General features: G+C 47.7%; 6 protein-coding genes. 4 read left to right on the top strand and 2 right to left on the bottom strand.

Annotated features, from left to right (window positions below; all coding sequences use genetic code 11):
• Window positions 1-34 precede the first annotated feature (34 nt).
• Entirely contained in the window at window positions 35-1,780 is a 1,746-nt protein-coding gene (locus J4N37_RS02170) for a sensor domain-containing diguanylate cyclase (RefSeq protein WP_038885690.1), read from the bottom strand.
• A gap of 50 nt (window positions 1,781-1,830) precedes the next feature.
• Window positions 1,831-2,775 (bottom strand): tRNA modification radical SAM protein MnmL/YtqA, encoded by a 945-nt coding sequence (mnmL, locus tag J4N37_RS02165; protein WP_252041593.1) that lies wholly within the window; start codon window positions 2,773-2,775, stop codon window positions 1,831-1,833.
• Window positions 2,776-3,329: 554 nt separating this feature from the next.
• Between mnmL and gltB (J4N37_RS02160) the strand changes: the two genes are divergently transcribed.
• The 4 genes from gltB (J4N37_RS02160) (at window position 3,330) to J4N37_RS02145 (ending at window position 15,698) form a co-directional block, all read left to right on the top strand.
• A complete protein-coding gene (gene gltB / locus J4N37_RS02160; protein WP_252041592.1) occupies window positions 3,330-7,880 on the top strand; it encodes a glutamate synthase large subunit in 4,551 nt (1,516 codons plus the stop codon).
• The gene (locus J4N37_RS02155) at window positions 7,880-9,349 is read left to right on the top strand and encodes a glutamate synthase subunit beta (RefSeq protein WP_252041591.1); all 1,470 of its coding nucleotides are present in this window, start codon (window positions 7,880-7,882) and stop codon (window positions 9,347-9,349) included. The genes gltB (J4N37_RS02160) and J4N37_RS02155 overlap by 1 nt, the downstream gene beginning before the upstream one ends.
• 452 nt (window positions 9,350-9,801) lie before the next feature.
• Window positions 9,802-14,265, top strand: coding sequence for a glutamate synthase large subunit (gene gltB, locus J4N37_RS02150; RefSeq protein WP_252041589.1), 4,464 nt, complete (start codon window positions 9,802-9,804; stop codon window positions 14,263-14,265).
• A 20-nt stretch (window positions 14,266-14,285) separates the two neighbouring features.
• On the top strand, window positions 14,286-15,698 hold the full coding sequence (locus J4N37_RS02145; RefSeq protein ID WP_252041588.1) for a glutamate synthase small subunit GltD family protein: 1,413 nt from the start codon (window positions 14,286-14,288) through the stop codon (window positions 15,696-15,698).
• The last annotated feature ends 30 nt before the right edge of the window (window positions 15,699-15,728 follow it).

Below are 15,728 nucleotides of genomic sequence, written 5' to 3'. Positions count from 1 at the left end.
CCACGCTCAAGTTAGAGTAAGCGGTCACAAAGCGCTACAACGAGCTGGGATGAATGCGGGTGCGGTCACGACCATCGGCTTTTGCTTGGTACAGTGCACTATCTGCCATGGCGACGCCCATTTCTGGCTCATCCCCATGCTGAGGAACATAAGAAACGAAGCCAATACTAACTGTTAAGCTTTGGGCAACCTCTGAACTCATGTGGCCAATGGCCGCTTGGTGAACTTGTTGATGGATGCGCTGCGCAACTTGCTCCGCCCCTTGTGTCGTCGTATTGGGTAAAATAAAAGCGAATTCTTCCCCACCATAACGCGCAACACAGTCCGAAGAACGGTTAACGACAGCTTTAAAAACATTAGCAACCTGTACCAATGCTTCATCTCCTTTTTGGTGCCCATAGCTGTCGTTGAAATCTTTAAAGAAGTCTATGTCACAAAGCATAATGGTCAATGGGAGTTTTTCTCTAACGTGGTGATACCACAATGTATGCAGCTGTTCATCAAATCGACGACGGTTTGCCACTTGGGTCAAACTGTCTAGGAAACTGAGCTTTTCTAATTCAAGGTTGGCTTCTTCTAACTTCTGCTCGGCTAAATATCGCTCAGAAATGTCACGAGCCATAATTAGCACTCCGTTGGTACCAGAAGCTTTATCTTTAAAGGGAGACTTAACCACATCAAACCAAGTGTAATGGCCATCCGATGTGAGAATTTTATCGATATACCTGACGGGTTCCGCATCATTGAGAGCCTGAACATCGCTTGCCTTTAAGCGCAGGTATAGTTCTTCAGGAATGACATCTTGCAGACGCTTTCCAATTAGCTCAGACACATCAGAAATACCAAGAGCATTTACGAATGGCTTATTACAAGCTTGATAAACCAAGTTCTCATTGAAAATACCGATAGGATCAGGACTTGCGTCCAAAATGGTCTGCAAAATGGTATCGCGCTGAGCAAGTGCAACTTCGGTATCTTTACGACGCTCCATCTCGTCTCGCAGGTTTTGCTGCATTTTGTGCCATTCAGTCACATCATGACTGATAGATAATGTGCCAATCAGTTCACCGACTTGTGAAACAAGCGCACTCTGGTTTACTTCTAGGAGGCAACTGCGCCCGTTCACATCAGTAGTCCAGCGCCGTTCCGTTTTTCTAGTCGCCAACGCGTCATGTGGCGTGATACCAGCTTCTTCCCTTCGCCCTTCCCAAAATAGATCAAAAGCGCGATTAGTCGCCAAGTAGTTACCTTGCTGATCCTGCAGACAGACCAGTTCCGAAAGTGAATCCAGAGCAGAACGCGCCATATTCAGCTCAGCTTGCTCTTGTTGGCATTCTACTGATGTAGCCTGATAAGGTTGAGCATACAGAATCCAAACTCGATGTCCGTTGTAAAAGCTCTTTCTCCCAGATAACTCGACTCTGGTGCTTTCACTTTCAGATAAGTGCCAGTCAAACAGTTGCTGACGAAAAGAGCGACTAGCAAAGCTAGACACTATGGTAAGTAAGTCGTTTGTATGAAAAGTAGCAGGATAGAGAAATCCCGCACCTAGTGCACGAATGCCGAGGAATTGCGTGGCGGAGTCATTGGCAAGCAAGATCTGTCCATGCCCAGCATCAATAACAAATACAGAATATGGAGAGTCAGTGATGAGTTGTTTGAGAGTTTGCTGATAGCGATAGTGGATAAGTGCTAAAACAGCCGCACTCACTATAGTGAGCAAAATAACGTATCCATAGTCATTTTGCTCACTCCATAGCCAAGTAAATAACTGATCCATTCTTCTGTTCCATTTCAATAACAGTGAGAAATATATCAGTTATTAATCAATCAATCTGCCTTTAATTCTGGTTTGCTATAGATGAAAGCATCGCCAGTTAAGCTACCTTGTGAGCCTTCTCGATCCAATGCACGACCAATTTCGGTCATCGCTAGCCAGCGGTTCTCGCACCACAATGGTGATAGCAAGGTTGGGCGACGCGCCGCTGAAGATACGCGATGATAAATCACCTCTTTCGGTGTCATACGGATCATTTCACTGGCGATCGCTACATATTCTTCAAGCCCAGGCGCTTCCAGCTTTCCAGCACGCCACGCTTTTGCCATGGTACTGCCTTCAACAATATGCAAACCATGCAACTTGATACCATCAGTACCGACTTCAAGCACTTTACGCAGTGTTTCAGCGTTGTCATCGCGAGTTTCTTTCGGTAAACCAACGATCAGGTGAGTGCACACTTTGATGCCAAGTGCACGAGCACGCTTGGTGATTTCTGCGTAGCACTCAAAATCATGACCTCGGTTGATACGCTTGAGGGTGTCATTGTTGGCAGTTTGAAGACCTAGCTCTAGCCAAATCTCGTAACCTTGGTTCACGTAATCCGACAGCAGATCTAATACCGCATCAGGAACGCAATCGGGACGAGTGCCCACACAAAGGCCGACGATATCAGCAGCCTTAAGTGCTTCTTCATACATGTTTTTGAGAACTTGTACTTCTGCATAGGTACTGGTGTACGCCTGAAAATATGCTAGGTACTTCTTCGCTCGATGGATCTCTCCGGCGCGATCTTTCAATTGATCGTGGATACTTTTGATCTGAACATCTTCGTCAGCAAAAGAGGCAACATTACAAAAAGTACATCCGCCACGACCAATCGTGCCATCTCGGTTTGGGCAGCTAAAGCCACCATGTAAAGTCAGCTTATGGACTTTTTCGCCGTAACGACGTTGAAGGTCTTGACCTAGTGTGTTGACCAATTCATGTAATTGCATAGATTCTCATCAATTGTAAACCGTAATGAATCTCAATACGATTAATGTAAGTAAATTACATCCCTGCAAGAAAAAACAAACAATTCTAGTGAATTCAAACAAACACGCTACGAAGCCAAATCAATAAAACTGCATAAAACCAACCCAAAACCTGCAATGTTGCGTAAATGTTAAACAAAAAGTGCATATTTAAACGAAAAATTTGGGTCACAAAGGCGACTTTTCGTTGCATTCCGAAGTCACAAAATTGTAGGATACTTACACAACCCCGCCGTTTTTGTGACTTTTATTACAATATCAACGACGGGAATTGTCGGTGTTATCCCGCTCCCACCTATATAAGTCACTAAATTGTGGCAATAAATAAAGGGATATCACCAAGGATTGTTTTTCTCGCAAAATTTTTCCTGCGAGATACGGAAAGGAATCAAGACTGGTCAACCTCGGCCAGTGGCGAATCATAAATATAAAGGATAAGACGTGCAGAACGTCCCTAAGACAGCCGAGATCTGTCTGGGATTCTTACGTCGACATTGAACTGGAAGGATGTATCTATGGTAGATAGAGAGCAAAATTCACAGGGTCTGTACACTCCGGAGCTGGAGCATGACGCTTGTGGTATCGGTTTTGTTGCTCACCTTAAAAACCGTAAATCTCATGAAGTAGTGACTCAAGCATTGGATATGCTGGCTCGCATGGAACACCGTGGTGGCCAAGGCTGTGATCCATGCAGCGGTGATGGCGCGGGTATCTTGCTACAAAAACCTCATGAATTCCTATTAGAAGAAGCCGTTAAGCTAGGCATTAAACTGCCTTCGTTTGAAAAGTATGGTGTTGGTGTCGTTCTTTTCCCGAAAGACGAATACAAACGCGAACAATGCCGTGACATTCTAGAACGCAACGCACAGCGTCTAGACCTTGAAGTTATCGGCTACCGTGTTTTGCCAACCGACAACTCAATGATCGGTGCAGACCCACTAAGCACAGAGCCTCAGTTTGAGCATGTGTTTATCTCTGGTGGCCCTGGCATCACACCTGAAGAGCTCGAGCGCAAACTGTACGTGCTTCGTAACTACACAGTGCGAGTTTGCCTAGAAAGCGTTTCGAACATTGGTGACGACTTCTACATTAACTCAATGTCATACAAGACATTGGTGTACAAAGGTCAGTTAACGACAGAGCAAGTACCTCAGTACTTCCTTGATCTACAAAATCCGACCATGGTGACCGCACTGGCACTGGTACACTCTCGTTTCTCTACCAACACCTTCCCGAAATGGCGTCTTGCACAGCCTTTCCGTTACATTGCCCACAACGGTGAAATCAATACAGTTCGCGGTAACTTGAACTGGATGAAAGCCCGTGAAGCAATTCTAGAATCAGACCTGTTTACTCAGGCTGAAATCGACATGCTTCTTCCAATCTGTCAGGAAGGTAGCTCGGATTCATCTAACTTCGATATGGCACTTGAGCTCCTAGTTCTTTCTGGTCGCAGCCTGCCACATGCGTTGATGATGATGATCCCGGAAGCATGGCAAGAAAACAAAAACATGGATCCTAAGCGTCGCGCGTTCTACCAATACCACGCGAACATCATGGAACCATGGGATGGTCCTGCTTCAGTATGTTTTACTGACGGTGTTCAAGTTGGTGCGACACTCGACCGTAACGGTCTGCGCCCTTCTCGCTACACAGTGACCAAAGACAACTTCCTAGTGATGGCATCTGAATCTGGTGTTGTGGATATTGAGCCAGAGAACGTAGAGTTCCGCGGCCGTCTACAACCAGGTCGTATCTTCGTTGCAGACCTAGAGCAAGGTCGCATCATCTCTGATGAAGAAGTGAAATACACCATTGCAACAGCGCAGCCTTACGAGAAGTGGGTAGAAGAAAACCTACTGAGCTTGAAGAAGCTGCCAGATGCGAGCAACCAGTTTAGCCAACCTTCTCCTGAGCGTTTGCTGCATCGTCAGCAAGCTTTCGGTGTGAGCACTGAAGAAGTGAACGAAATCATCGTTCCAATGGCGAATGACGCAAAAGAGCCATTATCAGCAATGGGTGCCGACTGGCCTCTTGCGGTTCTATCTCATCAATCTCAACATCTTTCAAACTACTTCAAGCAGCTGTTTGCACAGGTAACTAACCCACCGATCGACCCGATCCGTGAGCGTATGGTTATGTCGCTGAACACTTACTTGGGTAAAGACCAAAACCTTCTGACTGAAACACCACTTCACTGTCAGAAAGTAGAATTAGAATCACCTGTTCTGGCGAACTCAGAGCTTGAAAAACTGCGTGCGATCGATAACGAGCACCTGCAAGCGAAGACGCTGGATATCGTGTTCCAAGCCAATGAAGATCAAGGCAAGCTTGAGCGAGCACTAAAACGTATCTGCCAATACGCAGAAGACGCGGTTATCGATGGTTACTCAATCATCCTACTAACTGACCGTGCAGTGAACTCAAACCACGCGGCGATCCCAGCAATGCTGGCGGTTGGTGCAGTACACCACCATTTGATCCGTAAAGGTCTGCGTGCGAAGTGTGACATCGTGGTTGAAACCGGTGACGCACGTGAAACGCACCACTTTGCAACGCTACTTGGTTACGGTGCGAATGCAGTTAACCCATACCTAGTGATTGAAACCATCATTGAGCTTCAACGTACTAAGAAGTTGGATCCAGAAGCGAACCCTCGCGATCTGTTCAACAACTATCGTAAAGCGATCAATGGCGGTCTTCTGAAGATCTTCTCGAAGATGGGTATCTCTACGCTACAGTCATACCACGGCGCGCAAATCTTCGAAGCCTTGGGCATCCACAAATCAGTGGTCGACAAATACTTCACAGGTACAGTTTCTCGTATCCAAGGTCTAACCCTTGATGATATCGCCAAAGAAGTGCTGATCCGTCACCGCATCGGTTACCCACAACGCGAAATTCCAATTCAAATGCTGGATGTTGGTGGTGTTTACCAATGGAAACAGCGTGGTGAGAAGCATCTATTCAACCCAGAAACCATTTCTCTACTGCAAGAGTCTACACGCAACAAGAACTACGATCAGTTCAAGCAGTACGCGACAGCAGTAGATAAACAAGGTGACAACGCGGTAACTCTGCGTAGCCAACTTGAGTTTATTAAGAATCCAGCAGGTTCTATCTCTATCGACGAAGTCGAGCCAATTGAAAGCATCGTGAAACGCTTCGCGACGGGTGCAATGTCATTCGGTTCTATTTCTTACGAAGCACACTCCACACTAGCTGTTGCGATGAACCGTCTTGGCGCGAAATCGAACTCTGGTGAAGGTGGTGAAGACCCTATGCGTTTCGAGCGTAAAGAGAACGGCGATTGGGAACGCTCTGCAATCAAGCAGGTGGCTTCTGGTCGTTTCGGCGTAACCTCTTACTACCTAACTAACGCTGAAGAGCTGCAAATCAAAATGGCTCAAGGTGCGAAACCAGGTGAAGGTGGTCAGCTACCAGGCGATAAAGTAGACGACTGGATCGGTGCAACACGTCACTCAACTCCGGGCGTCGGTCTTATCTCGCCACCGCCACACCACGATATCTACTCAATCGAAGATTTGGCTCAGCTGATCTACGACTTGAAGAATGCGAACCGCGCAGGACGTGTAAACGTGAAACTGGTATCGGAAGCTGGCGTAGGTACGATCGCTTCTGGTGTAGCGAAAGCGAAAGCGGACGTTGTACTTATCGCAGGTTTCGACGGTGGTACAGGTGCATCCCCAATGTCTTCAATCCGTCATACCGGTCTTCCTTGGGAACTTGGCTTGGCAGAAACGCACCAAACGCTACTGAAGAACGGTCTACGTAACCGTATCGTGGTTCAAGCGGATGGTCAGATGAAGACACCTCGCGACCTTGCAGTGGCAACACTACTTGGTGCAGAAGAGTGGGGCGTGGCAACCGCAGCATTGGTGGTTGAAGGTTGTATCATGATGCGTAAGTGTCATAAGAACACCTGTCCTGTCGGCATCGCGACTCAAAACAAGACACTTCGTGAGCGCTTTGATGGCCGCGTAGAAGACGTCGTAACCTTCTTCCAATACATGGCACAAGGTCTACGCGAAATTATGGCTGAACTTGGCTTCCGCACTATCGATGAGATGGTCGGTCAAGGTCAGAAGCTGAAGATTCGCCAAGACGTTTCTCACTGGAAATACAAGAACCTAGATCTGTCTCCTGTTCTCCACGTTGAACAGCCACGCGAAGCCGATGGCGTATTTAACCAAGCTCAGCAGAACCACAACCTAGAAGAAGTACTAGACCGCAAGCTGATTCAAGCAGCTATCCCGGCACTCGAGAAAGGCGAAGCGGTAAATGCCGAGTTCCCTATCGTCAACACGGACCGCTCTGCAGGTACCATGTTGTCGAACGAAATCTCGAAAGTGTACAAAGATGCGGGTCTACCTCAACCAATGAACGTGAAGTTCAAAGGTTCTGCGGGTCAGTCATTCGGTGCATTCCTCGCTAAGGGCGTGAAGTTCGAAGTGGAAGGCGACGCGAACGACTACTGGGGTAAAGGCTTATCTGGAGGTACCTTAGTACTTTACCCAGATGCGAAATCAAGCATTGTCGCGGAAGACAACATCGTGGTTGGTAACGTGTGTTTCTACGGTGCCACTTCGGGTGAGTCTTTCATTCGCGGTATGGCTGGTGAACGTTTCTGTGTTCGTAACTCAGGTGCGAAAGTCGTAGTAGAAGGCGTCGGTGACCACGGTTGTGAATACATGACGGGCGGTGCAGCCATTATCCTTGGTTCAACAGGTCGTAACTTTGCCGCAGGTATGAGTGGCGGTGTTGCTTACGTATGGGATAAATCAGGCGACTTTGAGTCGAAACTGAACCCAGAACTGGTTGACCTAGACCCAATCGAGCAAGAAGACAAAGATCTATTACTCGACATGCTAACCAAGCATGTTCAATTCACAGGAAGTGAAGTCGCTCAGTCTTTCCTAGACAACTTTGAAGCAAGCCTAGCCTCTATGGTTAAGGTAATGCCGCGTGACTACAAAGCGGTTCTTCAAAAGCGTAAAGCTGAAGCACAGTCTCAAGGAAACGAAACTCAAGTGGAGGCCGTATAATGGGTAAGCCTACTGGATTTTTAGAGCATGGTCGTGAACTTCCACAGAAGATCGACCCAGCTGAACGTATCAAGAACAACAAAGAGTTCGTTCTGAACGAGGAGTTTGGTAGCAAAATCAATACTCAGGCTTCTCGTTGTATGGATTGTGGTGTGCCGTTTTGTCATAACGGCTGCCCTATCGGTAACATCATCCCAGAGTTTAACGACGCGGTTTATCGTGATAGCTGGGAAGAAGCATGGAACATTCTAAGCTCGACGAATAACTTCCCTGAGTTTACTGGTCGAGTTTGCCCTGCTCCATGTGAAAGTGCTTGTGTACTTGGCATCAACCAAGACCCAATCACCATCTGTAATATCGAGAAAACCATCGTAGAAACGGCGTATCGTGAAGGATACGCCAAACCGAAAACACCTCGTTCTCGCACTGGTAAAACCGTTGCGATCATCGGTTCTGGCCCTGCAGGCCTTGCGGCTGCTGAGCAACTAAACAGCGCTGGTCATACTGTGACGGTATTCGAACGAGACGAGAAAGTAGGCGGTCTGCTACGTTTTGGTATCCCAGATTTCAAACTGGGTATGGACGTGATTGATCGTAAGATCAATTTGATGGCAGAAGCAGGTATTGAATTCAAAGTTAACCAACATGTTGGTGTTAATGTGAATGCCCAGCAGCTACGTCAAGAATTCGATGTGGTTCTACTGACTGGTGGTTCAACAGTTCCTCGTGATTTGCCAGTTCCGGGTCGTGAACTAAAAGGCGTTCACTTCGCAATGGAATTCCTAGGTCAAAACAACCGCCGAGCCAACGACATGGATCTTAAGGGTGAAGAACTTCACGCCGCGGGTAAGCATGTTGTGGTGATCGGTGGTGGTGATACCGGCTCTGACTGTGTGGGTACATCTAACCGTCATGGCGCAGCAAGCATCACTCAGGTTGAAATCATGCCGATTCCACCAGAGAAACGTCCTGCCAATATGCCATGGCCACAGTACCCGATGATCCTACGTACTTCTACGTCTCATGAAGAAGGCGTTGATCGTCACTGGAATATCCTAACCAAAGAGTTCATCGGCAATGACAAAGGTGAAGTTACAGGCCTTCGTTTAGCTGATATCGTTTGGCAAGATGCGAAACCAGGCGAGCGTCCAAGCTTCAAAGAAGTAGAAGGTAGCGAGCGTGTGATTCCATGTGATATGGCATTTCTAGCGATGGGCTTCCTACACCCTGAACCAACAGGCGTACTTGCTCAACTGGATATCGCGCTAGATGATCGCGGTAACGTAGCAACTCAAGGTTTTGCTACTAACCAAGAAGGTGTATTTGCTGCTGGTGATATGCGAACAGGCCAATCTTTGGTGGTTCGTTGTATCAATGAAGGCCGCGAATGTGCCCGTGCTATCGATGATTACCTAATGGGTGGCACGAACCTAGAAGCAAAAGCAGATTCACTGATGCTTTCAGCTTAAAGGGAGTGCGCTCACTTCCTCTTTTCGAGGCATAAATCCAGCCATCAGTACTATCGATGGCTGGTGGTCAGGAAAGAAAACAGTTCCTTCCAATCTTTTTATTTTGACCAGCATTTTGTGCTGGTCTTTTTTATTCCCGCCAGAATCAAATGTTACTTTTTTGTAACAATCACTTTTCTATCTCACTGTTTTCCTTGAACTATTTCAGCCAATTAAATGGTAAATCGCATATTCACGCGATGATTCACTAATAACTTGACCTTTTTTACAATAAGCTATAGCTTGTGAAGTTGGTGAAAATAAAACACACAATTTTTGTTAAGATATTTGACGAATTTTATTGAATAGATATACATAAAACCTAGAAAGTGACGCATAGTTAGTCATCATTATCAACTTGAGCAGTGTTGATATATCTGTCGGGATGACAGATAAGCAAAGGGAGAATTGCAATGGCTCTTTATGATCCAAGTCTTGAGAAAGACAACTGTGGATTTGGCTTGATCGCGCACATGGAAGGCGAGCAAAGTCACAAGCTGGTACGTACAGCAATTTCTGCACTTGATCGAATGACCCACCGTGGTGGTATCGCTGCCGATGGTAAAACCGGTGATGGTTGTGGTCTTCTTCTACAAAAGCCCGATTCCTATTTACGCCTTATCGCTGAAGAAAATGGCTTCAACCTTGGCAAGCAATACGCCGTAGGGATGATTTTCTTCGACCAAGACCCGGTGAAAGCTCAACTCGCCAAAGACATCATCAACAAAGAGCTCGCACAAGAGACTCTGACGGTGGCAGGGTGGCGTGAAGTACCAACCAATTCAGAAGTACTCGGCCCAATCGCCGCCGATTCACTTCCAGACATTCAACAAGTCTTTATCTCTGCTCCGGCAGGTTGGCGCGAGCGTGACATTGAGCGTCGTCTCTACATTGCACGCCGTCGCATCGAGAAACAAATCACCGAAGATCCTGATTTCTACATCTGTAGCTTGTCGACACAAGTTTTGGTGTATAAAGGCTTGTGTATGCCTGCAGACTTACCGCGCTTCTATCTTGATCTTGCTGATCTACGCATGGAATCTGCTATCTGCTTGTTCCACCAGCGTTTTTCTACCAACACTCAACCGCGTTGGCCTCTGGCTCAACCGTTCCGTTACCTTGCACATAATGGTGAGATCAACACTATCGAAGGTAACAGACAGTGGGCGCGAGCGCGTGCTTACAAGTTCTCGTCACCACTACTGCCGGACCTACAAACCGCAGCACCGTTTGTGAACGAGACAGGTTCAGATTCTTCCAGCTTAGATAATATGTTGGATCTATTCCTTTCTGGCGGTATGGATATCTTCCGTGCCATGCGCATGCTTGTGCCACCAGCATGGCAAAACCACCCAGATATGGATCCGGATCTGCGAGCGTTTTACGACTTCAACTCCAAGCACATGGAACCATGGGATGGTCCAGCTGGTATCGTACTGTCCGATGGCCGTTACGCTGCCTGTAACCTAGACCGTAATGGTTTGCGCCCTGCACGTTATGTGATTACTAAAGACAAATTTATCACTCTGGCATCAGAGGTAGGGATTTGGGATTACGCTCCCGATGAAGTTGCCGAGAAAGGCCGTGTTGGTCCGGGTGAACTGCTGGTTGTCGATACTCGTAAAGGGAAGCTTTGGCAATCGAGCGAGATCGATAACGATCTGAAATCTCGCCACCCTTACCGCGAATGGATGGAAAACAACGTTCGCAAACTCACACCTTTTGCTCAGCTACCTGAAGATCAAGTGGGGGAGCGCAGCTTTGATGAAGACTTGCTTAAGACTTATCAAAAGCAATTCGCCATGAGCAATGAAGAAGTCGATCAAGTACTGCGTGTCCTTGGTGATATGGGACAAGAAGCGGTCGGCTCCATGGGTGATGACACCCCGATGGCCGTTCTGTCCTCGAAAGAGCGCTTGGTAACGGATTACTTCCGCCAAAAGTTTGCTCAGGTAACCAACCCGCCAATCGATCCATTGCGTGAAAAACACGTTATGTCACTGGCGACCAGTATTGGTCAGGAGATGAACGTCTTCTGTGAAACCGATGGCCACGCCTACCGAGTGACCTTCGATTCGCCAGTATTACTTTACTCAGACATGCAGCAATTGCTTGAGCTTGGTGACGATCACTACCGTAATACCATTCTCGATATCAACTACGATCCACAACAGAAAGATCTCAAACAAGCCATTGATGATCTGTGTGAACAAGCGGAACAGGTCGTACGTGAAGGCACGGTTCTAGTCGTGCTTTCAGATCGCGCTTTAGTCAAAGGCAAACTGCCAATTCCAGCAGCAATGGCAGTCGGTGCGGTTCAAACTCGCTTGATCGATGCCAACTTACGTTGTGATGCCAACATTGTTGTTGAGACTGCAACAGCTCGTGACCCACACCAATTTGCTGTCTTGCTTGGCTTTGGCGCCACTGCAGTTTACCCATACCTAGCTTATGAAGCGCTAGGTAAGCTGATTGATGATAAAGCGCTAGAAAAAGAATATCGCGATGTGATGCAAAACTACCAATACGGCATCAACAAAGGTCTGTACAAGATCATGTCGAAAATGGGGATTTCTACCATCGCCTCTTACCGTTGCTCGCAATTGTTTGAAGCAGTTGGCTTAAGCCAAGAGGTGGTCGATTTGTGCTTTAAAGGGGTAACAACTCGTATTGAAGGCGCAAACTTCGACGACTTCCAACAAGACTTGTACAACCTTTCTCGTAAAGCTTGGGCGAAACGTAAAGCCATCGAGCATGGTGGATTATTGAAATATGTCCACGGTGGTGAATATCACGCCTACAACCCAGACGTGGTTGGCACACTGCAAACTGCGGTTAAATCAGGCGAAAGTAACGATTATCAGAGCTTTGCTAAGCAGGTAAACCAACGTCCCGTTGCCATGCTGCGTGACTTAATGGCGCTGAAAAAATCAGACTCACCGCTACCTTTAGAGCAAATTGAGCCTAGCACTGAGCTCTTCAAACGCTTTGATTCTGCGGCGATGTCCATTGGTGCACTTAGCCCAGAAGCACACGAAGCACTTGCAACAGCGATGAACCGTCTCGGAGGCTACTCTAACTCAGGTGAAGGTGGTGAAGATCCACGTCGCTTCGGTACAGAGCGTAACTCACGTATCAAGCAGATTGCTTCAGGTCGATTTGGGGTTACGCCTCACTATCTAACCAATGCGGACGTACTGCAGATCAAGGTCGCACAGGGTGCGAAGCCAGGTGAAGGAGGTCAGTTACCGGGACACAAAGTTACAGCAGAAATCGCAAAACTGCGTTATTCGGTACAGGGCGTGACTCTGATCTCCCCTCCTCCACACCACGATATTTATTCGATTGAAGACTTAGCCCAGCTGATCTTCGACCTAAAACAAGTCAATCCAAACGCATTGGTTTCGGTGAAGTTAGTTTCTGAGCCAGGTGTCGGCACCATCGCAACAGGTGTCGCGAAAGCTTACGCTGATCTCATCACCATCTCGGGCTACGACGGTGGTACTGCAGCAAGTCCACTAACCTCAGTGAAATACGCAGGTAGCCCTTGGGAATTGGGACTGGCAGAGACACAACAAGCACTGGTTGCTAATGGTCTACGTCATAAGATTCGTCTACAGGTAGATGGTGGTCTAAAAACGGGTCTAGATGTGGTGAAAGCGGCAATTCTCGGTGCTGAAAGCTTCGGTTTTGGTACTGCGCCAATGGTGGCAATGGGTTGTAAATTCCTACGTATTTGTCACCTCAACAACTGTGCCACAGGGGTTGCAACCCAAGACGAGACATTGCGTAAAGAGTACTTCAAAGGCCTACCGGAAATGGTGATGAACTATTTCATTGGTCTGGCGGACGAAGTGCGCGGATTACTCGCTGAACTTGGTGTTGAAAAACTGACTGACTTGATTGGTCGCACGGATTTGTTGGAAACCGTTGAAGGTCTGACGGCGAAACAAACCAAGCTAGATCTGTCGAATATCCTTGAGGCGCCAGTCTCTCCAGAGGAACACCCTCTTTACTGGACACAGCCAAATACACCATTTGATAAAGCCGAGCTAAACAACAAGATCATCGAAGACGCATTGCAAGCGGTTGAAAAACGTCAATCTGCCAGCTTCTTCTACAACGTGATCAACACCGACCGCTCTGTTGGTGCTCGCCTATCCGGTGAAATCGCTCAGCGCTACGGCAATCAAGGCATGGCGGCAACGCCAATCAAACTACACTTGGATGGCACTGCAGGCCAGTCATTTGGCGTTTGGAACGCGGGTGGCGTAGAGCTTTACCTCACTGGCGATGCAAACGACTACGTAGGTAAAGGCATGGCTGGCGGTAAGGTGGTTATCAAACCTCACCTTGGCACTGCATTTAAGTGTAATGAAGCGACCATCATTGGTAACACCTGTCTGTACGGCGCGACCGGCGGTAAGCTGTTTGCGGCAGGTAAAGCCGGTGAGCGTTTCGGCGTACGTAACTCAGGAACGATTGCCGTCATTGAAGGCGCTGGCGATAACGCTTGTGAGTACATGACCGGTGGTATTGTTGCCATTCTAGGCGCGACTGGCGTGAACTTCGGCGCTGGCATGACTGGCGGTTTTGCTTACGTATTGGATGAGAACCAAGACTTCCAAGGTCGCGTGAACAACGAATCGGTTGAAGCGATATCTCTTTCAGATCTCTACATCCACCAAGAGCACTTGCGTGGTCTGATTGCCGAGCATCTTGAAGAAACCGGCTCCAGCCACGCAGAAGATATCTTGGCGAACTTTGATGAATGGATTCCAAAGTTCTACTTGGTGAAACCACAAGCGGCGGACTTGCGCACGCTACTTGGTCACCAGAGTCGCAGTGCCGCAGAACTGCGCATTCAAGCCCAGTAATCATGGAGGATGTTTGAATCATGAGTCAGAACGTTTATCAATTTATCGATGTTCAACGCGTAGATCCTGCGAAGAAGCCTATCAAAGTTCGTAAGATCGAATTCGTTGAAATCTATGAACCGTTTACCAAGCAACAAGCGACTGCACAGGCAGATCGCTGCTTGGATTGTGGTAACCCATATTGTGAATGGAAGTGCCCTGTCCACAACTACATCCCACAATGGCTAAAGCTTGCCAATGAAGGTCGTATCCTCGAAGCCGTTGAACTTTCGCATCAAACCAACAGCTTGCCTGAAGTTTGTGGTCGAGTTTGTCCGCAAGATCGCCTGTGTGAGGGCTCTTGTACCCTCAATGAGGACTTTGGTGCAGTCACCATAGGTAACGTTGAAAAATACATTACCGACAAAGCCTTCGAAATGGGCTGGAAGCCTGATATGTCTAAGGTGGAATGGACCGATAAAAAGGTTGCCATCATTGGTGCAGGCCCTGCAGGCTTGGCTGCCGCTGATATCCTAGTGCGCAATGGCGTGAAACCTGTCGTATTTGACCGCTATCCTGAAATTGGAGGCCTGCTGACTTTCGGTATCCCTTCATTCAAGCTTGAAAAAGGCGTGATGGAAAATCGTCGTCGCGTCTTCACCGAGATGGGTGTTGAGTTCCAGATGAATGTCGAAGTAGGTAAAGATGTGCAGATGCAAGAGCTACTTGATGAGTATGATGCCGTCTTTTTGGGTGTTGGTACTTACAAGTACATGCGTGCAGGACTAGAAAATGAGGGTGCGCCGGGCGTTTACGATGCTCTGCCATTCTTGATTTCAAATACTTACAAGGTCATGGGCTTGGAGCACGACCAACCTTTTATCGACATGGCGAGACAACGCGTTGTGGTATTGGGTGGTGGTGATACCGCTATGGACTGTGTTCGAACCTCTATCCGCCAAGGCGCGTCAAACGTGGTATGTGCTTACCGTCGTGATGAAGCCAATATGCCCGGCTCTCGCCGTGAGGTGAAAAACGCCAAAGAAGAAGGCGTGAAGTTCATGTTCAATCTTCAGCCACTAGGGATTGAAGTGGATGCGTCTGGCAAAGTCTCGGGGGTCAAAGTGGTTGAAACCGCCCTTGGTGAGCCTGATGAAGCAGGTCGTCGCCGTCCAGAGCCAATAGAAGGCAGCGAGCACGTTCTACCAGCAGACGTCGTGATCATGGCGTTTGGTTTCCAGCCACACAAAATGGACTGGTTAGCTCCGTTTGATGTCGATTTGGATCAATGGGGTCGTATCAAAGCCCCTGCTAAGCAAGAGTTCCAATTCCAGACCAGCAACGAAAAGATCTTCGCGGGTGGCGATGCGGTGCGAGGCTCAGATCTGGTCGTGACTGCAATTGATGAAGGACGAAAAGCGGCAGAAGGCATTCTCGATTACCTCGAAGTTTAATCACAGCTAACATCACAAAAAGGATCCTAT

Source organism: Vibrio sp. SCSIO 43153 (assembly GCF_023716625.1).
Taxonomy (GTDB): domain Bacteria; phylum Pseudomonadota; class Gammaproteobacteria; order Enterobacterales; family Vibrionaceae; genus Vibrio; species Vibrio rotiferianus.
The sequence above is the reverse complement of the archived record's forward strand: the minus strand, read 5'-3'. Positions and strand labels throughout refer to the sequence as shown.

Bases quoted from the DNA above. Each gene is read 5' to 3' on its own strand.
- gltB (WP_252041592.1), top strand. From the start codon at position 3,330: ATGGTAGATAGAGAGCAAAATTCACAGGGTCTGTACACTCCGGAGCTG.
- gltB (WP_252041589.1), top strand. From the start codon at position 9,802: ATGGCTCTTTATGATCCAAGTCTTGAGAAAGACAACTGTGGATTTGGC.
- mnmL (WP_252041593.1), bottom strand. From the start codon at position 2,775: ATGCAATTACATGAATTGGTCAACACACTAGGTCAAGACCTTCAACGT.
- J4N37_RS02170 (WP_038885690.1), bottom strand. From the start codon at position 1,780: ATGGATCAGTTATTTACTTGGCTATGGAGTGAGCAAAATGACTATGGA.
- J4N37_RS02145 (WP_252041588.1), top strand. From the start codon at position 14,286: ATGAGTCAGAACGTTTATCAATTTATCGATGTTCAACGCGTAGATCCT.
- J4N37_RS02155 (WP_252041591.1), top strand. From the start codon at position 7,880: ATGGGTAAGCCTACTGGATTTTTAGAGCATGGTCGTGAACTTCCACAG.